Raw genomic sequence first — 26,155 nt, forward strand, 5'->3', positions numbered from 1 at the left:
AATACTTACCTATTTATTATATAATAAACACCATATATGTATCAAATAAAGACCCCCTAGCCAAGGCCAGGGGGTCTTTACGGTAATTATGATAATAGGTTTAATTTAGATTTTATAAGCCAACTGAGGCACTCTAAATTAAAACGAATTAACCTACAAATTTTGTCACTGCTGCAGTATCAGTTAAGTGACGTTTAGGCATGCCCATTTCTTCAGGAGTGATGCCAAGAGCAAGACCTACTAATTGGGACATGTGCAAGATTGGCATATCTTTGCCACCGCCAACAACTTCTTTTGCTTCTTTTTGGAACATATCAAGTTGCATTTGGCAAAGTGGGCAAGGAGTTACTACGCAATCTGCGCCTTCTGTAGCTGCATCTTTGTTGATGGAGCCAGTCATTTGCATTACGGAATCATGTGCAGGGTATACAGCATGGAAACCGCAGCAATCAAGTTTACGGGAGAAGTCGATTGGTGTAGCACCGATAGCGGAGATCAAATCTGCTAAGGATGTAGGCATTTGATAGTCTTCGAAGCCCATTTCAGTTTGAGGACGAAGAATATGGCAACCATAGTATTCAGCTACACGTAAACCTGTTAAAGGTTTAACAACTTTTTCTTTCAATTTATCCAAACCGTAATCGCGAATCAATACCCATAAGAAATGAGTGATATCAGTTGTACCGCGGTATTGTTTACCGATTTGAGCTAATTTTTTGTTCACTTCTTCTTTTTCTTTTTCGTTATTGTCTAATTCGTTTTTAGCTTCACGAAGCATCAAAGTACAAGTGTTACATACAGTTAAAAGGTTCAAACCTTTTTCTTCTGCCAATGCAATGTTACGTGCGTTTGTAGCTAATGTAATTTCTGGAGCGATATCTTGAACGTGGGATGCGCCGCAGCAAGTCCAACCGTCAAGTTCTTCTAGTTCGATGCCGAGTTTTTTAGCTACTGCAACAGTTGCCATGTAATCTTCTTTGGCAGCGCTTTCAAGAACGCAACCTGGGAAAAATGCGTATTTCATTATTTGCTTACCTCCTCAGCTGCTTTCATAAGTCTGCGAACACCATCAATACCATTAACTGGTTTTTGAGGTACTACAAGTTCGAAAGGATTAATTTTGCTGTGTTTCCACAAACGTAATGCATAGAATGCTTGTTTAGCGGAATCTACAACACCGTCAGATTTCAAGCTCATAGAAACTTCTTTCAAACGACCAGTTTTGTAAAGGTCTTCTTTGAAAGCAACTGCATGGCGAACGCCTTTGTTGTTTGTAAGGCCAGCTTTTGTAGCTTCTTTACGCATGTTGGAAATATCTTGAGCAGGTTTTAAGTGTTTAGGACAACGGGAGATACAGTTCATGCAGTGAACGCATTTCCAAAGACCATTGTCATAAGCAGGTTGAATGTGAGCCATAGGTGCATCATCACGGCTATCCAATACGAAACGGTTAGCTTTAGTGAATACATATGGTTCCAAGAAATCGTCTTGACGTGCAGTCAATTTGTTACATTCAGATGCGCAGCAACCGCAAAGGATACATTCTGTACCAGCAACGAATTTTTTGAAATCAGCTGGAGTTTGACGAACGATTTTGTCGCCTTCGTTGAATTCTGCTTTAAGGAAAATCCAAGGAGCAACTGTTTTCAAACGATCAACTTTAGATTCCCAATCAACAACTAAGTCGCGGATTACACGGAAGTTACCGATAGGAGCGATAGTTAATTCATCTGTACCATAACGTTCTGTCAATTCATCAATTTTAGATTCACAACCAAGCATTGCTTCGCCATTTACGCGAATGGAGCAAGCGCCACAAACTGCGGAACGACAAGCTGCCAAGAATGTTAATGTTGGATCTTGAGTATCTTTAATTTTTTGAAGGCCCCAAAGAATTGTACGGTCAGCTTCATAGTCGAATTTGAAAGTTTGTACAAACGCGCGACCTTGTTGGTAACGGTGGATATGATAGGTGATTTGTCTCATCTTAGTACTTCCTTTCTTGTGGTTCGTATTTAGTGAACACTACGTCGCGTTCAGTTAATTCGTATTGACCGTCTGCGCCTAATTTGATCAAAGAATGTTTTAAATATCTTTCATCATTACGTTTTGGATGGTCTTCACGAATATGAGCGCCACGGGATTCACGACGGTGTAAAGCGCCCATTGCAATAGCTTTTGCTACTGTTAACATAGAACCGATTTCACAATAGTTTACGAATGCCATGTTGTAAGTACGTTCAGGGTCACCTACATAACAAGTTTTGTAATCTTCGATCAATTGATCGATTTCTTTTAATGCTTCAGTAATACCATCTTCATTACGGAAGATACCTACTTTATTCCACATTGCATCAGCCAATGCATCGCGGATTTCTACAACTGGGCGACCGCCTTCACGAGTTGTTACTTCAGTGAATTTAGCTTCCCAAGCTTTTGCAGCTGCAGCTAATTCTGCATCTACGTTAGGTTGTTCATGTGTTTCAGCATAGTCAGCTGCACCAGCACCGGATACTTTACCGAATACTACGCCGTCTGCCAAGGAGTTACCACCTAAGCGGTTAGCACCATGGATGGAGATACAAGAAGCTTCGCCAGAAGCGAACAAACCAGGCAATTCACATGCACAAGTTTTGTAGTCCACTACGTCGATACCGCCCATTGTATAGTGACATGTAGGACGAATAGGTACTGGTTGAGTCAATGGATCGCAGTGTTCGAAGCACATTGCCAAGTCACGGATACCATGAAGTTTTTCGAGAATAACTTCAGGTCCTAAGTGACGAAGGTCAGCTACTACATATGCGTTAAGACCAGAACCGAAACCACGACCTGCAGCGATTTCATCTTCGATTGCTTTCGCTACAACGTCACGGGATGCCAATTCCATTTTATTTGGCGCATATTTTTTCATGAAACGTTCGCCTTCAGAGTTAAGAAGGTAACCACCTTCACCACGAACCGCTTCGGACATCAAGATACCAGTACGACCAAGACCAGTTGGATGGAATTGGATCATTTCCATATCTTTCAAGCCGTTACCAGCACGGAAAGCTGCTGCCATGCCATCGCCTGTGGAAAGGAATGGGTTTGTAGTACGAGTCCAGAAAATACGACCTGCACCACCAGTGGACAAGATGACAGCTTTCGCTTTAATTTGTTCTACGCGACCTTCTTTCATGTTCCAAACTACAGCGCCACCAACATGACCGTCTGCAGATTTAACAAGATCTAAAAGGTACCATTCTTGTAAGAAGTGTACGCCTTCTTTCAAGCATTGTTCGTAAGTTGTGTGCAAAATAACGTGACCAGTTTTATCCGCAGAGTAGCAAGTACGTGGATAGGATTGACCGCCGAAGTTACGTTGCGCAATTTTATTTTCTTGAGTACGAGAGAAAGGAGCACCCATGTGGTCCATTTCAAGTACGCCTTCTGGACAACGAGAGCAGAAGAATTCGATCGCATCTTGGTCACCAAGATAGTCAGAACCTTTTACTGTGTCGAAAGTATGTGTTTCGATTGTGTCTTCAGCTGCTACGTTATTCAAACAAGCATTTACACCGCCTTGCGCCATTGCTGTTGCAGAGCGAGTTGGGAAAATTTTAGTAATAAGTGCTACAGTTAAGCCTTTACGACGACCAACTTCAAGAGCCGCGCGTTGACCAGCGCCACCGCTACCTACTACTAGAACATCAAACTGTTCCATAATGACCTCCTCATAACTACCTATAAAGAGAAAATTTCTTAGACTATCTAGATTCAAAAACCTTATAAAAATTTTTGATAACCTAATCATTTTTCCTTAAAGAGAAAACCTCACACATGTGCGATTTCTCTTATAGCTTTACATATAATTATAGAGAGCATTTCACCGTATGTCTAAACCTTATTATGCATAATTAATTTCGATGATTTTAATTGATACTCTATATCATTTCACATTTTTGTAGATGAATCTTGAACATTCTGATTATATTAAATGGAAATTCTATTTATTTTTATGTATATCATTTATATTGATTCGGTTCCGAATTTTTTACTTTATAGATAACCATATGAGACCAATAAATACTATGTTTTACCGACTATACCACCCCAATAAGGTCATTTATTGTTATCAAAATTTTTAAATTCCTACTAAAAATACACGGAATTTAAACGGCTTATATATATTAAAACCTCTCGATTTTAGTATACTTTTCACTTTTGATAACTATTATCATAAGTTTTTATTGTGATTTTCCTTACATCTTTCAAAATCAGTAAAATCGCTCTTATCTATGCATAAATAGCAATCTTCGATATACTTCATTTTATGAAATCTAATTACGCTAGGCAAAACTTATATAGGGGTGCTTACATGCTATATATAATATGAATATATAGGGTTTTACCATTTATTACATTCATTTTTCACTCATTCCGTTTGTATAAGGTATGATAATAGATAAATTAGTTATATAATATAACTTAAATATGTTAATATTAATTTAATTACTAATGTGTTGCAGCTTTCACAAAATGGGATCTGATTAGTAATTAAGTTGTATTAAGAGAGAGTTATATAATTTAATCATACATAAGGAGAACAAACATATGAAGATTTTACTTGTAGAAGACGAAGAAATGCTGAATGGTATTACGGCCAAATATTTGCGTGCTGAAAATATGACTGTCGATACATGTTTCAACGGTCAACAAGCTATCGATTATGTAAATACATCTAGTTATGATGTCATCGTTATGGATATCATGATGCCTGTATTGGATGGCATTAGCGCATTGGCTCAAATGCGTAACGAAGGTAATACAACACCTGTTTTATTATTAACGGCGAAGGATTCCTTACAAGATAAGGTTACAGGTCTCAATACAGGGGCCGATGATTACCTTGTGAAACCTTTTGATCTTGAAGAATTAACAGCTCGTATCTATGCGTTAGCACGTCGTAACGCACGTCATGCCCAAAATGATATCAAGGTTGGTCCTTTAACAATCAACGTTCCGCAACGTACGGTAAAGCGCGATGGCGAAGCGATTACATTGACAGCTAAAGAATTTGATTTATTGTATTATTTAGCAAGCAACGAAAATATCGTTTTGTCCCGTCAACAAATTCTAGATCATGTTTGGGAATACGATTATGAAAGCTACTCTAATCTAATTGATGTATATATTAAGGATTTACGTAAAAAGATTGACACGGATGAAAATGTGAAATTGATTCAAACCGTTCGTGGAGTAGGATATGTCCTCAAAACAGAAAACTAAGGAACAAGGTCACGACCTTAATTCTATGTCCGGTGCATTTAAGCACCTGTGGAATCGCATACCACTAACCTTTAAAATCATGTTGTGGTATACTTTGTTTCTGATTACCCTTCTAATTTCCATGTCCATTTTCTACTATAACTATATGGGCACGGCACGCAGCACGGAAATCAGAGATCGATTACAACAACAAACGCTCATCATGTCTACGGACATTCGCAAGTTTAAGCCTTATGAAGATGGCACATTCTATCTCGTTTACACACAAGATGGATTAATTACGAAAGGCTATTTACCGGATGGATTCCCAAATCAATTGAATTTATCGCTTGGACAGGTTGGTGAAATCGAAGCTAATGGTATGACATTTTACTATTACGATGTTCCTATCAACGCACCGAATTACCGAGGTTTCTTACGGGCTATTACGAGCCAAAAGATTACGGATAAAAACGGAGATATCCTATACGCCTTATTGCTTGTCAATTTGGTGGCGTTGCTCATATCTTCTATCGGTGGTTATCTATTCATAAAACAAGGCCTAAAACCGTTGCGTAAACTGACTCACACAGCAAAGGTTATTGGTAAAAACAACGACTTGAGTCGTCGTATTGAATTGCCGGAAATCGCGAAGGATGAGGTCTATGAGTTGACGACCACATTCAACCGCATGTTATCCGGCCTCGAAGATTCATCCAATCGGGAAAAGCAATTCAGTTCTGACGTATCTCATGAATTGCGTACACCGATTGCCGTTATCCAAGCTGAAAGTGAGTACGCCATCAAATATGCGCGAACACCAGAGGAAATGCAAGAAGGCTTGACCCATATTTTAGAGCAAGCAAAATTCATGTCATCCCTGGTAGCGCAATTATTGGATGTAGCACGGTTAGAAAATAACTATGAAATGAATGTAGCCCCTGTGGATGTAAGTACCATGTTAAGAAACATGATACATGACTACACTCGACTTTGTGCGGAAAAGCATATCACCATCAATGCTGATATTGATAGTGATTTAATCATTACGGGCCACGAAGTATCCTTGCGTCGTGCCGTAACGAATCTTATCGACAATGCTATTAAATTCACAAAGTCGACCATCAATATTACGGCCAAGCGCAATAATCTATATTTGATTATTGAGGTTACCGATAACGGGATTGGCATCGAGGCAGATAATCTATCACAAATCTTCAACCGTATGTATCAAACAGAGCAATCACGAAATAAAAAATCTAATCACGGTATAGGCTTAGGCCTCTATTTCGTAGACAAGGTTGTTCATTTACATCACGGTACAATCACGGCAAAGAGTGAGTTAGGTGTATTTACTACCTTCTCCATTACCCTTCCTCTATCGGAAGCATTAATAGAATAATGTAATACGTTGTACATAAAAACACCCCTCTATATGACAAGTCTCAACTACGAGAAGCACTCGTCATATAGAAGGGTGTTTTATTTTCGTATATGTAAATACTGTAATTTACTTGTAAACTAGACAAGGTATTTAACCGAGTAAAGCTAATAATGGTACATAGACGTACTCAAGAAAACTCCATACCACAAGGCCAGCTACGGCACCTACAACGGCACCATTAATACGAATCCAGCTGAGGTCATCCTCTACCTTAGACTCGATAAAGTAGATAAATTTATCGGTGCTAAGTCCGCCTAATACTTGGCGTATGATGGTTTCGATGAGATCATACCCTTGTTCTAGCACATACCGTGCAATATCGTGGAGGGTAGTTTCAATGCGATTGCGAAGATCTTCAGATTGACCATATACATTCCAAAGTTCAAGGGCGATATTCACAAGAACTTGAGCTGGCGTTTCGCCATTTTCATCGCCTTCAACAAGCAACTCCTCAACGTATGGACATAAATGGTTCTCGATGATAGATTCCCAATCTTGTTCTCGTATCCAACGTTCCCAAGCCTCATCGAGAGCATCGCAGACCACATGATTTTCCTCTATGTGGCGAATCGGCTCTACCCACTGACGAAGCCATGCTGTCCGCTCAGGGCTATTAGGGCGTTTCCAGTTTTCCAACATAGCATACGCCTCTGTTACAATGGCTTCTGCCATCTCACGATAATTAACAACATCAGTGGCCTCGGACAAGGAAATCAAGAAATCAGAAAGGAAGCCCTTTCGTTTTTTCTTATGTGCTTCCTCTGCAACTACGGCCGTAAGCCAGGTGACCATAGCAGGATGGTTAATACGCTCTTGAATCACATTCAAGACCTGTACAACCATGCCTTCATAGCGATTGTGTTCACATAAATCGAGCAAGACATGCTTTAACACAGGTACGAGGGAATGTTTTTCTAACAATGCACGAATGCGCTTAGCCCCCCACTGTGCCCATTCCTCAGTTGTTTGAGATTTCCATAACAAATGTAACCCCTGATGAATGACAAGGCGTGCGGCCCGCTGTCCCTCCGGAGATAGTAGGAATTTTTCAAATAAAGGTACGAATTGTACCTTGCCTAATAGCACTTGGCAACGATCTCGCGTTAGCATCTTCGTTTCCACCAGCTTAATTACACCATTGATCAGGCGTTCCTTATTGCGAGGAATCAAAGCCGTATGATACGGAAATCCTAAAGGTTTACGGAATAATGCAGTCACGGCAAACCAGTCCGCCACACTACCGATAAGAGCAGACTGTACTGCCCAATAGAGCGGCTGGTACCAGCTTTCATCATCAAAGAAAAACTGGCCTACAAAAACAAAACAGTAGAGCACGACCATTAAGCCAAAGATCCCATTGGCTCGCTGTTTCAAGGTAAGCGATTTAATATATCGTATCATCCGATCACCCCCTTAATGAGGAGGGTAACGCCGTAGAACAGCCCGCCGAGGACGGCCCCCACAAGTGAGCCATTGATACGAACCATTTGTAAATCATAATACATTTTACCGCGTATAATGTGCGTAATCTCGTCCGGTGAATAACGAGATAGTTCTTCGCCCACCACACGATCGATAAGAGGGTTCAATTTTTGTAGCCATGGAATGCTACGCAACAAGAAGAATCGTTCAAACGGCGCTTGTTTCTCAGGATTTAGAAGTATTTCACTGCCGAGCACGTTAAATCGTTCGAGCACAATATCCATGAGGCGCACCCAATCGAGCGTATCCCCATCGATGAGCTTGCCTTCCCATTCTTCGAGGACCATTTTAACCCATTGGTCCTTATGTTCTTCGATGAAAGCCTGCCATTCCTCATTAGTTTCCAAATTATTGAAAAATCTGATGGCCTGCCCCCATATATAGCGTCCCAATGGCGAATCGATATCTTCGTTGTCTTGTAAAAACTGAACTGCTTTTTTCTGTACCGTATCAACTAATCGTTCAGGTGAAAGCCCATCACCACCAAAGGCAATGGCTAGTTCACGCATGAATGAATCCTTAGTATAGGTTTTCATAATGTCTAGCATGACGCGATACAAATATGGATACACCTGATTTGACGCGATAACACGCTGACAAGTTCGATTAAAATAAAGCCAAAACACGCTAGCCGTATGGCGTTCCAGCATGCAACGACCGAATAGAATAACGAGAGGTGTGGCCTTCCAATTGGATACCCCTTTATAAACAGCCTTATTAATCTCCTTACGCATCGGCTCAATATCCATATGGGATAATACCTGATTGCCAACGCCGTATAAGAGTTCTCTCATCTGTTTTTGCCCTACATCACTCATACCATATTCGATGATACGCACCATAACGCGTTCTCGTTTGATGGCATAGTACATTTGTGGCACCCGAAGTAATTCTTCGCTGAGCATGGTCCGGCCAATCTGTATTAACCGTTCTTTACTACGCGGCAAGATAGCCGTTTTGAAAGGAATACCTAAAGGCTTTGTAAAGAGCGCTGTCACTGCATACCAATCCGCCAAACCGCCAATCATCGCGGCCCCCGAAACATGCATGATAAACGCCCACAGTGCATCGTGCCTATGAGGGTATGAAATTAAAAATATGATAGCCATGACAACCAACAGGGTGGTTGCCACTGGTTTAGTTTTCATCATCACTTGATCCTAACTTACTCAATTACGTATATAGACTCTCCCCATACAACGTAGTGACCACATAGGTCACGAACTTTCACGAACTACAAACTGTGAAAGTATATTTAGAATGTGCATTCATCGCCATCTTTTTGAGGCTCCCATACAGGAACATCGCCAAAGAGAGCTTTAAAATACACGGATGGCGTCCATAGTGGACCATTTAGATGCATAGGAATAAACGCCTTTTTCACCTGCACGCGGCGTAAGAATTCAATAGCACCCCATTCCATGGCATCTTCTAAACGATTATCTACAGGGAACATCGCCACATCTACGGATAGACCGTCTAGTTCCTTAAATTCACGCCAAGCCATGCGTTTTGCATCCGCATTATTCTCCGGCGTATCGCCAAGCCAATGCCACCAGTTAAGGTCACCCGCATGGAATATGGAGTCAGAGTCGATATTTGCAGTATCCGTTTTTACATAGAAAGAACCACCTTCGTCGGTGCTACCGTACATATGAATCCCTACATCATCGAGATTTGCATCTTGGCCAGGTCGCATGGTAATACATTTTCTTACCTTACCTTCTAATGGCACATCTTGATGGCAAATATAACGCGTTTGAGGACCATCAAACTCCGTAATAGACGGATTAAAATGATCTGCATGGCTGTGACTAATAAAAAACCACAATTCACGGCCACGCTTTGCCAATTGCCAAACAATATTGTTTGGATCCTTATAATAATCAAACACATAGCAGCGCTTGCCATCATCTACGAGGAAGCCGCTGTGTGCGAGAAATGTTACATCTAACATCGTTATCAATACCTCTACACTACTGAGAATTTATATCATTCGTATTCTTTATTATACCATATTTTTCTATATACGTTTGTGTAGAGGAAGGCCCTATTTCCAAAAAGCCTCCACCGGCCGGGTCTGTCCCTACGGGACAGGGCCAAAGTCGTTTTTTGAAAACAGGGCCTTCCTCCTCTCAGTATATTAAAGACATTTAGGTATAATAAAGAATACAAACTAATTTTAAGGGGAAAAGTCGTTTTGGCAGGGCACTCTTTACCTCAACTCAGTATATTAGAGACATTTAGGTATAATAAAGAATACAAATTGATTTTAGGGAAACAGGGATAAGAAATGCCGCTGGCATTTCTTATATGCGGTCAGCGGCTTTCATGTAGTCGATATATTGGTTACCCCATTTTTCAAGAGATGTAAGAACGGTTTTAAAGCCTGCACCTACTTCGGTAAGGCTATATTCTACCTTTGGTGGAATGGTGCCGTATACTTCACGGTGTACAAGGCCATCATCCTCTAATTGGCGTAACGCTCTAGTAAGTGTTGCTTGTGTAATTGGGTATAAGCGGCGCTCTAATTCACGGAAACGCACAGGACCTTCAGATAATTCATGCATAATCAATAAAGACCACTTGCCGGCTAATAACTTTTGACTCGTTGCAAAGGGGCATCTGCCCACTAAATCATGAATATTTACGAGTTGTTCTGCCATTGTAATCCTCCTGCTCTGTTTATATTACATTATTCAAATCATATCACAAATTTATCGTATTGCAATCATTTTATAGTATCATTTTTTAGGGTACAAAGCTTTTTGAAATTTTTTCAATTAGTATTCAACACTGATTCTCTATACACGAAAGAACCGCTAGTAAAAACTAGCGGTTCTTTCGGTATCTTATTTCATATTTACTATATTAGTAATACAGTCTTTTACGCTACATAGTTCCTGAACAAAAGTTTCTATGTTAGCGGATTTTATCAGATGTTATCCCAATAATATTTTCACATCATAGTTAAATTTAGCGGTTGTTTCAGCAGCTGTTTTCTGCCATTCTGTAGGTGCTGTACCGTCTTTTTCAAGGAAGAACCCAGAGTCAAGGTAGCGAATGATGATATAGTTAGAATCCTTTTGATCAAACCAGTTACCACGACTGAAGTCGATACCATGACCTGTGTTACGTGTTACGATAGCTTCTAATAATGGCAACGTAATGGCATTCAAGGTGATTTTCATATCACATTTGTCGAAAATCTTTTTGAAGAAGGAACTAGGTTTTTCTTCTTTATAGACTAACAATTTACTAATTGTACCATTAGATGCACATATTACGCGGCGAATTTCATTAATAGGGATATCAATCTTACCATTTGAGATAACACCATTTTTAATGGTGATTTCTCGTTTCCCCATGTAGGAGTAATCAAGTGGCAATTGAAGGGTATCTAAATTTGCAGGGAATTCCGCTGTCAATTTATTTCGAGCAAAAGCGGCAATGATTGCTTTTGTTTCGCGGATATTGTGACCAGCATTAGATTCTGTACGGTCAGTATCTAAATCTTGACCTTCTATGCTTTTCCAATTATGGTCTCTGAACCTAATCGTATAGTTACTATTTGAATTTAAATATCTTGTAAGAAATAGCTCATTTACGTCCTCAAAATCAATGTCAGTTATAATCTGTCCATTTGCATTTTTGCAAAGTACACCATTGTAACTAATTGTTAAAGTACGACCTTTATCTTCAAATGTAACAGGATTTGTGTCGAATACAGAAATCATAATTCTCTCCTTCTATACTTCCACTAGTATGATGATGAATATACGCAAAATATATTGTTAATTTCATTATATACTAACCATAATTGAAACACAAAAAAGCTGGCTCATAGAGCCAGCTTTCAGCATATCAAAACATATACAACATATGTTTATATATGAAGTTATGCAGCTATTAGATGCTTTCAACAGCAGCGATAGCAGCAACGTCTACAACGTCTTGAGCGGAGCAACCACGGGAAAGGTCATGAACTGGTTTAGCCAAACCTTGAATCAATGGGCCAAGAGCGTCAGCGCCGGAGAAGCGTTGTACCAATTTGTAACCAATGTTAGCAGCTTGAAGATCAGGGAAAATCAAGATGTTAGCTTTACCAGCTACGTTGGAACCAGGAGCTTTCTTTTCTGCTACGGAAGGAACGATGGAAGCGTCCAATTGTAATTCGCCATCGAATTTGAAGTCAACGTTGCGTTCTTTCAAGATGTTAACAGCTTCAACCACTTTGTCTACTTCTGGAGTGGAAGCGGAACCTTTTGTGGAGAAGGATAACATGGATACGCGAGGGTCAGCCATGCCAACAACTTTGCGAGCTTTTTCTACAGTGGATTCTGCGATATCAGCCAATTGTTCGCTAGTTGGGTTAGGCAATACGCCGCAGTCGGAGAATACGAGCATACCGTCGTCGCCATATTCTTTTTTGCTTGTGAACATGAACATGGAAGAAGATACAGTTTTAAGACCTGGTTTAGTACCTACAACTTGTAATGCAGCACGCAATACGTTTGCAGTTGGGCAACCGGAACCAGCAACCATGCCATCTACTGCGCCAAGACGAACAAGCATAGCACCGAAGAATAAGCAGTCACCTTTCATAGTTGCGTCAGCTTTTTCAGGAGTCATACCTTTTTTAGCGCGCAATTCTACGAATGTATCAACCATTTCTTGGTAACGATCGTAGTTAGCTGGATCGATGATTTCAGCACCTTCTACGGATACGCCAACAGCTTTAGCAGCTTCTGCGATTTCAGCTGGGTTACCTACTAATACAGGTGTTACGAAACCTTCTTTCAAAATGATTTCAGTTGCTTTCAATACGCGTTCATCTTTGTATTCTGGCAACACGATTTTTTTACCTAATGGTTTTACTTGGTCTTTTAATTTTTGAATTAAATCCACGATTTTTGCCTCCTTAACATTGGCTTATGCCATATCAATACTATTATTATAGCAATTTAATAGCTCTCTAACAACCATTCTAAAACATTTCGTTGTTGAATTCCGTCATAATTTGCATTTTTATTTAATTCATCCAATGTAAGTAAAAACTTTGGATATTGGTCTTGTACAGCCTTAAGAGGTGCGAGCTCACGATTTAACGTATTAGGATCTAACACAGTTTCGCTTACCTGATAGTATTCTGTAACACCCGCTTTTTGTGCAACAAAGTCAATTTCACCCTTAGCTAATTGGCCTATATATACAGTATATCCACGACGAATGAGTTCAAGAAAAACGATATTCTCTAAAATATGTCCTGTATCACAACTCGCGTTGCCAACTAATAGATTACGTAATGTTGCATCCACACAGTAGTACTTTGCATTTATACGCAATAATTCTTTACCGCGCACATCATAACGATTGACCTTATATAGCAACAAGCTATCTTGCAAGCCTTGTAAATATCGTTCTACCGTTTTATTATCTATTTTTCTACCGGCGCTAACGAGCGAATTTGCAATCTTATTGGGTGAAAGCAAGCTACCTATGTTAGACATAATATATCTCACAATATCTTGTAAGATTGTAACATCACTAATCTTCAATCGAGCCACAACATCATGTAATAATAAGGTATTGTATAGGCCTCGTAGATATTCTTGTATATCAAAATCTTCGCCCCCTAATTGTTGCGTATAAGGGAATGAGCTTTCACGAAGATAGGACTCATAGGCAGGAATTAAAGAGTACTGATTACCATCGTATTTGCTATGGTAAAACTCACTAAAGGACAGTGGTAACATCTGAATTTCCACATACCGCCCAGTCAGTAATGTAGCAATATCGGATGACATAAAGTATGCATTGGAGCCTGTAATATATAAATCTGTATTCTCTTTTACAAACAAGCTATCTACGACGCGATGAAACTGATCAACGTGCTGAATTTCATCAAGGAAAATATAATTCATTTCATCAGGCTGCATACGCTCTAAAATATATTGATACAGCGCATGATACTCTCGTAAATGCTCATATTCTAGTTCTTCAAAATTAATGGATATTATCTGTTCAGGTTTAACGCCTTCTGATAACAGCTCATCCTTAAATAGCCTAAATAACGTAGATTTCCCACAACGACGTATACCAGAGACAACCTTAACAATAGGCCGATTCCGATTACGTCGTAAAAAATCTAGATATCCTTGGCGCTGAATTAATTTCATAAGGGCCTCCTCATCTATGTACGTTCTCATAGATGGAACCCTCTTATTAGTATTGTCAAATATCATATCGACCACCTAATAACTTTGGATTCCATTCCAACTTTATATTAATTTTATCATAAAATTGGATTTCATTCCAAAGATTTACTATTTAGTGTTCAAATATGGATTCTATTCCAATGTTTTATACAAAGAATATTCTATACTATCAGTATCATTCTTTTACCTAAAAATAGGGTCTCCTTATGTTGAATAACCACCACATAAAACAGTACAATACTAGTAATAGAAATACTGTATTACTTCGAAAATACTGTTTACCTCACTAGTTTATATGTAATATGGGAGGACTCATGGCCAACACAGACACAACAATCAATGCACTTATCAATCCTCAAATCAACGATGCCCCCATTGATATAGAGAAAACCATCAAAGCCTTAGAACGCAACAACTTCGTGGTCCATTATTTTGAAACAGGCGCTGATGCGGTGGCCTATTTACAGTCTCGCATTCAACATAAACGAGTAGCTATCGGTGATTCACGCACCTTATTGGAACTCAAGGTTCATGATGCTTTGTCCGAGGTCAACGATGACATAACAGATATTCAGCGACCTCTTCCTGGTGAAAGCTTTCGCGATACTGCGTTACGCACAATGGGACGCGATGTATTTCTCACCTCGGTAAACGCCCTTTCACAAACAGGAGAGATGGTGAATATCGACGGCACTGGCAACCGTGTAGCGGCCTCTCTATTCGGATCACAAGAGGTATTCTTTGTGCTAGGTCGCAATAAAATTACACCGGACTTGGCCTCTGCCATCTATCGGGCGCGCAATGTGGCGGCACCACTGAACAGCAAAAAAAATAAAAAAAGTTCCCTCAATCCTTGTGCCAAGCTAGAAGAAAAATGCTACGACTGTGGATCACCAGACAGAATTTGCAATGCCTTAACCATTTACTATAAAAAGATGCGCAACATGCAAACCATGGAGGTTATTATTATCAACGAGGATTTAGGATTTTAATGAAATTCTATATGTCGATGTTCTATGCCGTGAAAGTCGATAAAGCCCAAGTCAGGGCCTCCAAAAAATGTATCTAAGGGCATATTATCAAAGCCATTGACTATCCTACACAGCGTAGATATACGAGGGTCTATATTCCCCTTTTCCAGTCCGCTAATATAGGACTGTAACAATCCCGTTCGCTTAGCTAACTCTTGTTGAGTTATATGATAGTGGCGGCGCCATAAGAGAATGAGAACGCCTAAGTGTTGGATAGCCTTTTCTGACTGTGTTTCACTACATACGATATCATACGTCATAGAAACCTCACTTTCTATACTATCCTTAATAACAACTCTTTGCCTCCACAATACGGCAACCAATTAAGAGGGACCATAGCAACTTGAATTGTGATGACATATAATAGAAAATCCCTTGCGATACATTCATATCGCAAGGGATTTTTATTCATATTATGTTATAAAATTATGCTTAAACATACATACATGTATATTCTTGTACATAAAAGTCTTATTTATTCTCTTCTGCAGTAGCCATAGCACGTTTGATTTCCATGTATTTAACCATGCCATCAACGGCTTTTTTAGCTTCGCGCATCGCAAGTACTACAGTAGCTGGTTTATGCACTACGTCACCACCGGCGAATACACCTTCACGGCTTGTCATGCCGTATGGTTCTTCGGATGTGATGATATAGCCTTTTTCGTCTACGCGAAGGTTGTTACCTTCCCCAACGAGGCGTGCATTAGGTTTATGACCAGCAGCGATGATGATCTTATCGACAGGCATCACTTGGTATTTACCTGTGCCGTGGATACCCGCACCATCGTCATTAAGGGCCATTACTTCGTATTTAAAGCCTTCTACCTTGTCTTTACCTTCTACACCAACTGGAGATGCGAACCATTGGAATTGAACACCTTCGGCACGGGCTTCTTCGTATTCAGATAACAAGGCTGGCATTTGTTCTTGGCTACGACGGTATGCAACAGTGACAGATTCACAGCCTAGACGTACGCATGTACGAGCCGCATCCATCGCTACGTTACCACCGCCGATGATAACAACGCGGTCCCCTTTCTTCACAGGAATCGCTTTTTCTTCAAGCTCACCATTTTCTACCAATTGTACATTTGTTAACAAGTACATTGCTTGGAATACGCCTGTAATTTGATCGTTTTCCATACGTACTTCTTGAGGAATATGTGTACCCGTACCGATGAAGATGGTATCAAAGCCTTCTGCAAATAGATCATCCAAGGATTTATCTTGGCCGATGAATGTATTACATACGAATTTAACGCCTAAGCCTTCAAGACGGGCGATTTCACGACGTACAACGGACTTGGACAAACGGAACTCAGGAATACCGAATAAGAGTACGCCGCCTGGTTCGGATTGACCTTCAAATACAGTGACATCATAGCCGAGTTTTGCTACGTCGCCTGCAACGGACAAGCCTGCAGGGCCGGAACCGACAACGGCTACTTTACCGAGATCTTGTTTAATTTTCTTAGGTTTGCGCAATCCATTGATGCTTTCAAAATCGGCAGCAAAACGTTCCAATTTACCGATGTTGATAGGCGGTTTCTTAGCCTTATTCATGATGCAGTTGCCTTCGCATTGATTTTCGCGTGGGCACACGCGACCACAGATAGCTGGCAAGTTTGTACGTTCCGCCAAGATATCGTTGGCTAAGCCAAAGTTACCGCGCGCGATGGCTTGGATAAAACGAGGAATCTCGTTTTCAATCGGACAGCCCATGCGGCACAAAGGTTTTGGACAATTTAGACAACGTTTCGCCTCAGCGAGCGCCTCCTCCATCGTATAATCCGCATCAAAATGAAGTGGTTTTAATTCGTTACTCATGGCACATGCCTCCTAACAAGGATCCAGTACTATACTTATATAGCGTTGCATGCACCTAAGCTGTCCGATGAGCCCTCTCACATAGGGACGCCGCCACATGCTGCTAACATTTATCTTTTGTAACCATTCGATAGACGTGTGGTCACTGGTGAGACACACACTATTCTATAGTACATTTTAAATTGTGAAAGCGAGCTCCGTCAAGAAGCTGAGCTACAATATGCTTATTTTATATACATTTATTGCTATAATACATACATAAGGCAACATAAATGAGGTATTCCTATGAACACTACAGAATTTACTGAAACATACTACATAGACCGCCGCGGTTCTCATTCCCGCAAATGGGACGGCGAATATTTAAAATTTAGTCGCACCGACCTACTACCACTCTGGGTGGCAGATATGGACTTTATAACACCACCATGCATACAAGAGGCCATTTGTAACTATGTAACAACCAATCCTCTAGGTTATACCATGACAAATCCAAATTATATAGAAGCTGTCATACATTGGCACAAACGCCGTCACAACTGCACTATTGAACAAGACTGGATCACTAGCGCCCCCAATGTTATTACCGGTATCATGTGGTGTATTGGGGCTTTCACCAAACCAAACGATGCCATTACAGTCCTTACGCCCGTGTACGGAGCCTTCGATGCCCGTGCCAATGATGCAAACAGACACATCGTTGCAGTGCCATTACATCGCACGACGACCAATGGATATACTGTTGATTACGATGCATTCGAGTCCGCCATTAGTCAAAACGATGTGAAGGTTTTCATCCACTGCAATCCCCATAATCCTGTGGGACACGTGTGGACCGAAGAAGAAATGGACCGATTATTTAGCATTTGTCAGCGTCACAATGTGCTCATCATAAGCGACGAAATCCATCAAGACCTTATTACCGGTTCCACACCATTTACGCCCGCACTATCCGTATCTAACGGTCATTATGCAGACCATATGATAACCATGTCATCTGTGTCAAAATCGTTTAACATGGCCAGCTTACATCAGGCGGAAGTGATGATTCCCAACGAGACATTACGCACTCAATATAACGCCTATAAGGCGCAAGTGTACCACACGGATGCAGATGTCATCGCAGAAACGGCTATCACTGCGGCCTATACCCATCCAGAGGCAGAGGCGTGGCTAGACGATGTATGCGCTGTCATCCGCGAAAACTACGAATATCTATGCGATGAACTACTCTCAGCCCTACCAAAGCTTCGCATCAGCCCTATGGACGGCACCTATTTGGCATGGATAGATTTCGGTGCCTATGTAAAACCTGAAGATATGCACGACCTATTCGAACATCAATGCCGTATCGCGCCAAGCTTTGGCGAATGGTTTGGCGGTAAAAACTACGCCACCTTTGTACGAGTTAACTTAGCCACGAGCCTAGCTAATATCAAAACAGCTACGCACAGCATCATCGACCATATCCGTTCTTAGTCCTACGTATAAAGAGGCTGCTCTAGCATCAGTTCTAGAGCAGCCTTTTGTCATATTTTCGTATATAGGATTTCTTATTTAGATCTTGCGAAATGGTCCTTTGCAAATTGCATATCTTGTACGAGTTCCAATGTGCCAAGGTATTTCTTATTTTTGTCGCGAACCGCCATGTAGTTTACATAGAATGGACGGCCTTGTTTTTCAAGCCATACGGCCACATTATCGCGGTCCCCTTTACGGAAGGAATCGATGATACCGCGCACGATAGGTTCTACCTTAGGTGGATGACAGGAGAATACATCGCGACCGATTGCCGTAGTAGGGCGTTTAAAGACCTTTTCGCCGTCGTTAAAATAACGGTTAATGTCTTCATGGTCAACGAAAGTTACTTCCATAGGCATTGTGTTAAGCATAGCATCGAGTTGATCTACAGTTAACGTACCACCAATTAAACCGATGGTATTGTCATCACCACTTGATTTTCTAGTTTGTGTAGCTAATGCCGCATCAGCCTCTGGCCAAGCAATGCGTTTTACACCAAAGATTTCCTCATATTGTGCAGTATCCTTATAGATTTGGTACCAATCTTGAGTTGTAAAGTTTTCCGCACAGATAGGGAACAAGATATTTTGTTCTTTGTAGATCATTTCTTGAGCACGTGTAAGAAGCTCATCAAAACGTCTATACCAATCATCTACACTTTGACTAGATTTTGCCAAATCACCCAATTGGTCTCGAATATCGCCATCAACAGTCCACATAACCATGGATGGGCCACCGATAGCATAATCCACCTTTAATTTTGGATATAACAAATCGCCTTTTTTAGCATAGTGAACGGATAATTGACGCACTCTATTTACATCATCAACGGTTGCCGTTTTATCGGCCACTTTAGGACGAAGCTCTTCAATCAAATCATTAAGCGCCTTATTTTCTTCCGTCATTTGGTTGAGCGGATGGCCTATCGTTTCTACAAGCGTTGTTACCGTTTGTTTCTTATCTTGAGCTTCTAAAGCAGCCTCAACCTTCGCATGCTCTTCTTCCATTTGTTCATGAATGGTAGAACCGTGGAACAAAGCGGAATGAAGGTCGCATAATTGTTGTACCTCTTCTAGAGGTGTACCTTCGCGCATAAGGCCTTGTTCAGCTTTCATGATTTCACTGGCTTCTACATGTTTAAATTGGCTGGCAAAATCTTTGCGCACATCGCCAAGGGCTTCCCCTGTACCTAAGCGTTTTAAGAAGCCTTTTAATTGCTCTACCCGTTCGCTATCGGGTACAGTATCCTCTGCGTTAGCTTCTGTATTTTCACTAGCCTTAGGTTCCTCATCTTGAGTGGCTGGTGCCTCAACAGGAACATCCTTAGCAGATGCTACATCATCACCGTGTAGGTTGGGCATATCACCTTCTAATGTAAAACCAGCTTTCATAAAGGCCCCTACAATATCCATCATAGAGATGCCCTTCATCTTAGCCCCTTTAGGGATAGTCATAATTTTGCCAACGGAATGGAGCATCACCTTATTGGTAATTTCTGTGAAGCCCAATCCTTTCATAATATCTATAACCTCTGGATATTCTTGTACCAAATCATATACGGATTTTGATAAATCTAATTTCTTTTCCATTTTGATCCCCTCGTGTCAAAAATATTGTTTATTGCTTATGTTAGTAGCCTCTATACGTTTTCGTATATAAGGTAATTTACATTCCGAAAGGTCATCTTTAATAACCTATAATTCTATGATAAACGATATCGATTAGAAAATCTGTATCCATGGCTATACTTTTGAAAGTTATTCAAAAAAATAACGAATAGATGACAAATCAATCCATAAATTGGACATAGATGTATCATCTATTCGTTAACAATCATCTTATTGATGATGAGGTTGCAATGCTTTTTCGTAGTTTTCAGCGACTGCATCCCAGTTGATAACACGGAAGAATTCCTTAATATAATCTGGGCGACGATTTTGGTAATGCAAGTAATATGCATGTTCCCATACATCTAAACAAAGAATGGCAGTTTTACCTTCCAAAAGAGGATTATCTTGATTAGCCGTAGAGGTTACTTCTAGTTTGCCATCCTTGTTGACCACTAGCCAAGCCCAGCCAGAGCCAAATCGTGTTGCCGCCGCTTGGGAGAAGCTTTCAACAAAAGCATCATATCCGCCTAAATCAGCATCGATAGCATCCTTCAAAGGGCCTTGCAATTTAGATGTATCAGGTTTTGTCATGATATCCCAAAACATGGTGTGGTTTTTATGACCCCCACCATTGTTGATAACCGCTTGACGGATATCCTCTGGCACATTGGCAATATCGCCGAGAATACAATCTACGCAACCATAGGCAAGATCCGGGTATTTAGCGATGGCTGCATTCAAATTATTAACATACGCTTGGTGATGCTTATCATGATGCAGTTTCATCGTCTCTGCATCGATAACAGGTTCTAGATAATCATAAGCATATGGTAATGGTGCGAGTTCGAAAGGTTTCATAATAGTCCTCCTTTTAATTAGGGCACGAACGATATCTTAACTAGTATCGTTCTTGTGAAAGCGATTCGATGCACCTGCATCGGTATTTCATTGATATGAATTATCATTCTTTGCATATTGTACTATCTATATAGATAAACGTCAATATATGACCAACATTTATTACAGAATATCAATATATTCGCTATTCAAAGCCTTATTCATGCTACGAACAGCACAGAATTTACCACACATACTACAAGTTTCACTATGCCCCTCCTCTGGAGCTCGGCTTTCACGAATATTGCGAGCACGTTGAGGATCAAGTGCACACGCATATTGCGCCTCCCAATCTAGTACGCGTCTAGCATCAGCCATCGCATCATCCTTATCACGGGCACCTGGTATGCCACGTGCTATATCCGCTGCATGGGCTGCTATTTTGAAAGCCATAATACCTTCTTTCACATCGTCTGCATTAGGCAATGCCAAATGCTCTGCCGGCGTTACATAACAAAGAAAGGACGCCCCATGCATGCCCGCCACAGCACCACCAATGGCAGCTGTTATATGATCATAGCCAGGTGCAATATCTGTCACCAATGGGCCTAACACATAAAACGGAGCTCCGCCACATAGCGTTTCCTCAATTTCCATATTCGCTTGAATTTGGTTAAGTGGCACATGACCTGGGCCTTCAATAATCACTTGCACACCTTTAGCTCGAGCGCGTTTAGTCAATTCACCAAGTCGTACCAGTTCTTCAATTTGACATACATCCGTAGCATCTGCTAAACAGCCTGGTCGACAAGCATCACCCAAAGAAATAGTTACATCATACTCACGGCAAATATCTAAAATATCATCAAAATGTTCATAGAATGGGTTTTCCTTACCCGTCATGCTCATCCATGCAAAGATAAGACTACCACCACGGCTAACGATGTTGAGTCTACGTTTATGCTTTTTAATTTGCTCAATAGTTTGACGCGTAATACCACAATGTAAGGTTACAAAGTCCACCCCATCCTCTGCATGGAGACGGATAGTATCTAAGAAATCCTCAGCAGTAAGTTCTGCCAAATCCCGTTGATGATGTATAACGCTGTCATATACTGGTACAGTACCAATCATGGCTTTACATTCGCTAGTTAATTTTCGTCTAAAAATACGTGTATCACCATGAGTAGATAAATCCATAATCGATTCAGCACCAAGTTGAATCGCCCAATTTACCTTTTCTATTTCACTATCATAATCGGTAACGTCTCTGGATGTGCCAAGATTCACATTTATTTTCGTGCGCAATGCTTTACCGATGCCCTCTGGATCGATACAAGTATGATTCTTATTACAGGGAATAACAACTTGTCCTAAAGCAACTAGCGCTCGCAATTGCTCTACATCCATGCGTTCCTTTTCTGCTACAATTTTCATCGCATCCGTAACAAAGCCTTTTTGTGCGGCTTCCAATTGAGTGTAAAACATAATATGTCCTCCTATTGAATAAAACCTTTTAGCTTTGTACACAAGAAAAAGGGTATCGATATAATATGATCGATACCCTTGAATGGTTTTGCGTGCTTCCTACGCGGGCATGATCCCGATCAGGTCAAAGGTCAGGTGCTAACAGCCCTTTCTCAGCCTATCTCATAGGCTCCCTTGCATACTCTGCTATGTAATTGTGTATAGCATATCACTATTTAACTAATATTTCAATCTATACCTCTATTACAAATCATTAGCTACTTCAATCTGACATTGACGCATAGTTAATAATGCTGCTTCATGGCTTTCCTCAGTAACCCCTGCACAGCAATTAGGATCTACATGAATAGGAACCTCTGGCAAGCCAGCTTTCAACAATATGGCATTCGACACAACGCACACATCTGTACAAACACCGACCAAAGTTATACTTTCAATAGGCTCAGCTGTATTCATACCTTGCAAACGCGTAACCAATTCAGAGGATCCAAAATTAGGTTTATCAATGATAAAGTACGGATGGATGGTATTGCGTTTTTCTGCGGCCGTAATGAGGCTCTCCATAATTTGCCAACCAATCGTATCTTTCACACAATGCACAACTGGCAAATGCTGACCTTCTTGGCTTTCAAGATAATTAGTATCGTGAGTATCTCGTGTAAAAATAACTGGTCCATCAAAGGATGCAATTTTTTGACGTACAGTATCCACGATGGCCTGAGCCTCTGGAGAACCAAGAGAGCCATCCACAAAATCATGTTGCATATCAATTACGACTAAAACGTTCATGTTCTATCCCTCCACAACGACATGGTGCACCCGATTCGGCGTATTATGGGCAATGCGACCTGCTGCAGCGGCCGCCACGGCACCAACTAAATCATCAAGAAACGTATTGCAGTGACTATCAACTTGACTATCTAGATTTTTAACAATGCCCGGTTTTACCTTATCAATATAACCATAGTTCGTAAATCCAATAGATCCGTATAAATTCACAATGGATAAAGCGAGGATTTCATCAATACCAAACAACGCTTCATCACGAGTCATGATACTTTGTAGTGGCTCAGATAATTTCTTCTGCTCCGCCAATCTATCCAATTCTATGCCCGTAATAATGGCATTTTGTGTTTCTCGTTTTTCAAGTACGGCCTGTACACTCTCTACGCACTCGTCCATCGTCAAATCAGGAATATATGGTTGTTGAATCATCATCACAATATCTGCAATGTCCTGAACGGTAACGCCTCGTTCCTTTAATAAATTATACGTACACGCCTTTAATTCCTCCTGAGATATCATAATTGCTCCTCAAAATTATACAAATTTACGTAACACATTATACCTTGATTATACCACGAAAAAATCCCTACCGATGTTCTATCGGTAGGGATTCCATGATTAGATTTTCTTAACCATTTCAGATTTCAATGCCATCGCACCAAAACCATCGATTTTGCAATCGATATCGTGTCCGTCGCTCGCATCAGAAATAAGGCGAATGTTTTTAACACGCGTACCTTGTTTCAATACGCCAGCGCCTTTTACTTTGAGGTCTTTTACAACAACAACGGTATCGCCATCAGCTAGCTCGTTGCCGTTAGCATCGCGAATGATACCTGCTTCAGCTGCAGCTTGTGCGTCAGCCGCTGTCCATTCATTGCCACACATAGGGCAGATAAACATATGACCGTCTTCGTATGTGTACTCATCGCCGCACTTAGGGCAGTTAGGTAAATTTGCCATTTAGATCTCCTTTTTCACTACATAATGAAAGTATTATACATTTATCCCTTCTTTGAAACGCTCGTAAATTTATATTTAATTAATCTAAGCACATCATCTATAAATATTTATACTATATTAGTTCTAGTTCTTGCTTTAAAGCTCGTTGTAAAATTTGTGAAAAATTAAGTTGTTTCTCTTCTGCTTTATGATTTAACCAGCTTGGGATTGTGAGAGTCTTTTTTATAGCCTTGTTATCTGTTCTTTTTAAATACTCTTCTTCGTCCCATTTTACTAAATCTATAAACTCCCCTTCATTACATTTAATATCGATTGGATTACTTGCTTTTGGAAATTCCTCGCCATCCTCACTCAATGAATATAAATAAATACCTAGTGCATCTTCAGCCATCTCTACCGCTTCACATAAAGTATCACCTTCAGTTACGCAGCCTAATAAATCTGGAAAACTTACCGTATATCCATTTTCACCGTCTGTACTAAATACAGCTGGGTACATTTCCTTTCTCATTATTTCCTCCTATCTAGACATTCAGCTTGTGATTATCTTAACTCCACCATTTTATCTTGATAGGGGGCTATTTAAGCCCCGCTTGCTTCAAGATTGTTTGTAATGTTTTAGGTTTTAAATCTTCTTTATGTAGTGCTATAGTCACTCGCCCATTTTTTGTTGGATGTTTTAATATATGATGTGAACCTCTAACTCTATCAATATACCAACCATCCTTTGTTAAAACCTTCATTAACTCTTTTGGTGTGGTCAAACTTTAATCACCGTCCTTTTATATTTTTGATTTATATATATATTAATACGTATTTATACGTATGTCAATTATTTGTAATCTTGATTCAAAAGATGTTCATACAACTCTAACTTATCTTCTAGATTATTCTTATAGCCTTCCAATCGTTTAATTTCGGCCTCAATAAACCGATAATGCTCTTCTAGTAATGTCATTCTTTCATGGACCGTATGAGATCCGGCATACCGCAAGTCCGCATATCGCTTGATGTTCGCAAGCGGCATTCCCATGTCTTTCAAACGTTTAATAAACTGCACAAAACCCACATCCTCCGCATGATAATTGCGAATACCGTTCTGCCGCTCAATGTGAAGGAACCCTTGATCCTCATAATATCGCAATGTAGAAATAGACAGTCCCACCAATTTTGAAAATTCACCGATTTTCATACTTTCACCACCTTGACCTCAAGTATACTCGAGCATATATCATACGTCTAGACGGAGGTAATAATTATGAAAGAAACACGTTTTAACATCGGTATGAACACATTGAAACAAATTGACGAGCTGCACGGCGAGGAGGTGTATAACACAATTCAAGAGATTTCACCGGCCATAGCCGATTTATTGGTCGAACTGTTCGGCGACATCTACACGCGCCCCAACCTGGATTTCAAGGAACGGGAACTGATTACGCTCGCATCCCTGTTAACGCTGGGCGGTTGCGAGGCACAGCTGAAAATACACACCAATGCGGCACTCAATGTCGGTATTGCGCCCGAGCAAATCGTAGAGGTCTGTACCCACTGCATCCCCTATGCGGGATTTCCACGCGTGCTGAACGCACTGTTTACGGTGAAAGCGGTCTTTGAAGAACGAAATGTTCTGAATTAAGGAATGAGCTGCAATAAAAAGAGAGGGGTTCCGATGGAATCCCTCAATGTACATTA

At 40.5% G+C, this 26,155-nt stretch carries 26 protein-coding genes and 1 riboswitch; of the genes, 5 read left to right on the top strand and 21 right to left on the bottom strand.

Annotation, left to right across the window (positions count from 1 at the left end):
- Positions 1–148: 148 nt before the first annotated feature.
- Genes VAHSUH02_RS07870 through VAHSUH02_RS07880 form a run of 3 tightly spaced genes read right to left on the bottom strand, consistent with a single transcriptional unit; the run spans position 149 to position 3,706 of the window.
- Positions 149–1,024 carry a CoB--CoM heterodisulfide reductase iron-sulfur subunit B family protein gene (locus VAHSUH02_RS07870; protein WP_005378080.1) on the bottom strand — a complete coding sequence of 292 codons (876 nt, stop codon included), beginning with the start codon at positions 1,022–1,024 and terminating at the stop codon, positions 149–151.
- A complete protein-coding gene (locus VAHSUH02_RS07875) occupies positions 1,024–1,986 on the bottom strand; it encodes a succinate dehydrogenase/fumarate reductase iron-sulfur subunit (RefSeq protein ID WP_005384576.1) in 963 nt (320 codons plus the stop codon). Before VAHSUH02_RS07875 ends, VAHSUH02_RS07870 begins: the two co-directional genes overlap by 1 nt.
- A gap of 1 nt (position 1,987) precedes the next feature.
- Positions 1,988–3,706 carry an FAD-binding protein gene (locus VAHSUH02_RS07880; RefSeq protein WP_038149064.1) on the bottom strand — a complete coding sequence of 573 codons (1,719 nt, stop codon included), beginning with the start codon at positions 3,704–3,706 and terminating at the stop codon, positions 1,988–1,990.
- 890 nt (positions 3,707–4,596) lie between these two features.
- Between VAHSUH02_RS07880 and VAHSUH02_RS07885 the strand changes: the two genes are divergently transcribed.
- Complete coding sequence (locus VAHSUH02_RS07885) at positions 4,597–5,271, top strand: response regulator transcription factor (protein ID WP_005378137.1); 675 nt, start codon at positions 4,597–4,599, stop codon at positions 5,269–5,271.
- Positions 5,249–6,652: a sensor histidine kinase gene (locus tag VAHSUH02_RS07890; protein WP_005384600.1), complete on the top strand. Its 1,404-nt coding sequence runs from the start codon at positions 5,249–5,251 to the stop codon at positions 6,650–6,652. Before VAHSUH02_RS07885 ends, VAHSUH02_RS07890 begins: the two co-directional genes overlap by 23 nt.
- A 132-nt stretch (positions 6,653–6,784) precedes the next feature.
- Here VAHSUH02_RS07890 and VAHSUH02_RS07895 read toward each other — a convergent pair whose 3' ends face one another.
- The 7 genes from VAHSUH02_RS07895 to VAHSUH02_RS07925 all read right to left on the bottom strand — a co-directional run bounded on the left by VAHSUH02_RS07895 (position 6,785) and on the right by VAHSUH02_RS07925 (position 14,355).
- The gene (locus VAHSUH02_RS07895) at positions 6,785–8,095 is read right to left on the bottom strand and encodes a DUF445 domain-containing protein (protein WP_005384601.1); all 1,311 of its coding nucleotides are present in this window, start codon (positions 8,093–8,095) and stop codon (positions 6,785–6,787) included.
- Positions 8,092–9,327 carry a DUF445 domain-containing protein gene (locus tag VAHSUH02_RS07900; RefSeq protein ID WP_005384602.1) on the bottom strand — a complete coding sequence of 412 codons (1,236 nt, stop codon included), beginning with the start codon at positions 9,325–9,327 and terminating at the stop codon, positions 8,092–8,094. The genes VAHSUH02_RS07895 and VAHSUH02_RS07900 overlap by 4 nt, the downstream gene beginning before the upstream one ends.
- A 104-nt stretch (positions 9,328–9,431) precedes the next feature.
- Positions 9,432–10,133: an MBL fold metallo-hydrolase gene (locus VAHSUH02_RS07905; RefSeq protein ID WP_005378070.1), complete on the bottom strand. Its 702-nt coding sequence runs from the start codon at positions 10,131–10,133 to the stop codon at positions 9,432–9,434.
- 352 nt (positions 10,134–10,485) lie between these two features.
- Positions 10,486–10,842, bottom strand: a complete 357-nt coding sequence (locus tag VAHSUH02_RS07910) for a winged helix-turn-helix transcriptional regulator (protein WP_005384603.1) — start codon at positions 10,840–10,842, stop codon at positions 10,486–10,488.
- 276 nt (positions 10,843–11,118) lie between these two features.
- A complete protein-coding gene (locus VAHSUH02_RS07915; protein ID WP_005384604.1) occupies positions 11,119–11,913 on the bottom strand; it encodes a hypothetical protein in 795 nt (264 codons plus the stop codon).
- Positions 11,914–12,085: 172 nt separating this feature from the next.
- Positions 12,086–13,084 carry a phosphate acetyltransferase gene (gene pta, locus VAHSUH02_RS07920; protein ID WP_005378201.1) on the bottom strand — a complete coding sequence of 333 codons (999 nt, stop codon included), beginning with the start codon at positions 13,082–13,084 and terminating at the stop codon, positions 12,086–12,088.
- Positions 13,085–13,140: 56 nt separating this feature from the next.
- Positions 13,141–14,355, bottom strand: a complete 1,215-nt coding sequence (locus tag VAHSUH02_RS07925) for an ATP-binding protein (protein ID WP_038149065.1) — start codon at positions 14,353–14,355, stop codon at positions 13,141–13,143.
- A 353-nt stretch (positions 14,356–14,708) separates the two neighbouring features.
- Here VAHSUH02_RS07925 and VAHSUH02_RS07930 point away from each other — a divergent pair, with 353 nt between their 5' ends.
- Complete coding sequence (locus VAHSUH02_RS07930; protein ID WP_038149066.1) at positions 14,709–15,386, top strand: lactate utilization protein; 678 nt, start codon at positions 14,709–14,711, stop codon at positions 15,384–15,386.
- Here VAHSUH02_RS07930 and VAHSUH02_RS07935 read toward each other — a convergent pair.
- A complete protein-coding gene (locus tag VAHSUH02_RS07935; protein WP_005381161.1) occupies positions 15,383–15,685 on the bottom strand; it encodes a helix-turn-helix domain-containing protein in 303 nt (100 codons plus the stop codon). The two genes, VAHSUH02_RS07930 and VAHSUH02_RS07935, sit on opposite strands and share 4 nt — an antisense overlap.
- Positions 15,686–15,896: 211 nt before the next feature.
- Positions 15,897–17,255, bottom strand: a complete 1,359-nt coding sequence (locus VAHSUH02_RS07940; RefSeq protein ID WP_005381238.1) for an NAD(P)-dependent oxidoreductase — start codon at positions 17,253–17,255, stop codon at positions 15,897–15,899.
- Between the two features lie 285 nt (positions 17,256–17,540).
- Here VAHSUH02_RS07940 and VAHSUH02_RS07945 point away from each other — a divergent pair, with 285 nt between their 5' ends.
- Positions 17,541–18,734, top strand: coding sequence for a MalY/PatB family protein (locus VAHSUH02_RS07945; RefSeq protein ID WP_105112058.1), 1,194 nt, complete (start codon positions 17,541–17,543; stop codon positions 18,732–18,734).
- Positions 18,735–18,808: 74 nt separating this feature from the next.
- Here the strand turns inward: VAHSUH02_RS07945 and VAHSUH02_RS07950 are convergent, their stop codons facing one another.
- From VAHSUH02_RS07950 to VAHSUH02_RS07990, 9 genes are all read right to left on the bottom strand, one after another.
- Positions 18,809–20,365 (bottom strand): DUF438 domain-containing protein, encoded by a 1,557-nt coding sequence (locus VAHSUH02_RS07950; RefSeq protein WP_005381244.1) that lies wholly within the window; start codon positions 20,363–20,365, stop codon positions 18,809–18,811.
- Positions 20,366–20,614: 249 nt separating this feature from the next.
- Positions 20,615–21,244, bottom strand: coding sequence for a superoxide dismutase (locus VAHSUH02_RS07955; protein ID WP_005378042.1), 630 nt, complete (start codon positions 21,242–21,244; stop codon positions 20,615–20,617).
- 162 nt (positions 21,245–21,406) lie between these two features.
- Positions 21,407–22,711: a phosphomethylpyrimidine synthase ThiC gene (thiC, locus tag VAHSUH02_RS07960; RefSeq protein ID WP_005378177.1), complete on the bottom strand. Its 1,305-nt coding sequence runs from the start codon at positions 22,709–22,711 to the stop codon at positions 21,407–21,409.
- A 79-nt stretch (positions 22,712–22,790) separates the two neighbouring features.
- A riboswitch (TPP riboswitch) is annotated at positions 22,791–22,897 on the bottom strand.
- 57 nt (positions 22,898–22,954) lie between these two features.
- Positions 22,955–23,500, bottom strand: a complete 546-nt coding sequence (locus tag VAHSUH02_RS07965) for a cysteine hydrolase family protein (protein ID WP_005381176.1) — start codon at positions 23,498–23,500, stop codon at positions 22,955–22,957.
- Between the two features lie 3 nt (positions 23,501–23,503).
- Positions 23,504–24,016 carry a phosphatidylglycerophosphatase A family protein gene (locus tag VAHSUH02_RS07970; protein ID WP_005378081.1) on the bottom strand — a complete coding sequence of 171 codons (513 nt, stop codon included), beginning with the start codon at positions 24,014–24,016 and terminating at the stop codon, positions 23,504–23,506.
- Positions 24,017–24,115: 99 nt separating this feature from the next.
- Complete coding sequence (locus tag VAHSUH02_RS07975; RefSeq protein WP_005378010.1) at positions 24,116–24,460, bottom strand: zinc ribbon domain-containing protein YjdM; 345 nt, start codon at positions 24,458–24,460, stop codon at positions 24,116–24,118.
- Positions 24,461–24,572: 112 nt separating this feature from the next.
- A complete protein-coding gene (locus tag VAHSUH02_RS07980; protein ID WP_005384610.1) occupies positions 24,573–24,971 on the bottom strand; it encodes a type II toxin-antitoxin system HicB family antitoxin in 399 nt (132 codons plus the stop codon).
- 67 nt (positions 24,972–25,038) lie between these two features.
- Complete coding sequence (locus VAHSUH02_RS07985) at positions 25,039–25,203, bottom strand: type II toxin-antitoxin system HicA family toxin (protein WP_005384611.1); 165 nt, start codon at positions 25,201–25,203, stop codon at positions 25,039–25,041.
- An 89-nt stretch (positions 25,204–25,292) separates the two neighbouring features.
- Positions 25,293–25,652 (bottom strand): MerR family transcriptional regulator, encoded by a 360-nt coding sequence (locus tag VAHSUH02_RS07990; protein ID WP_005384612.1) that lies wholly within the window; start codon positions 25,650–25,652, stop codon positions 25,293–25,295.
- A 66-nt stretch (positions 25,653–25,718) separates the two neighbouring features.
- Between VAHSUH02_RS07990 and VAHSUH02_RS07995 the strand changes: the two genes are divergently transcribed.
- Positions 25,719–26,099, top strand: a complete 381-nt coding sequence (locus VAHSUH02_RS07995; protein ID WP_005384614.1) for a carboxymuconolactone decarboxylase family protein — start codon at positions 25,719–25,721, stop codon at positions 26,097–26,099.
- Positions 26,100–26,155: the final 56 nt, after the last annotated feature.

This window comes from Veillonella atypica KON (assembly GCF_002959915.1).
GTDB classification, from domain to species: domain Bacteria; phylum Bacillota; class Negativicutes; order Veillonellales; family Veillonellaceae; genus Veillonella; species Veillonella atypica.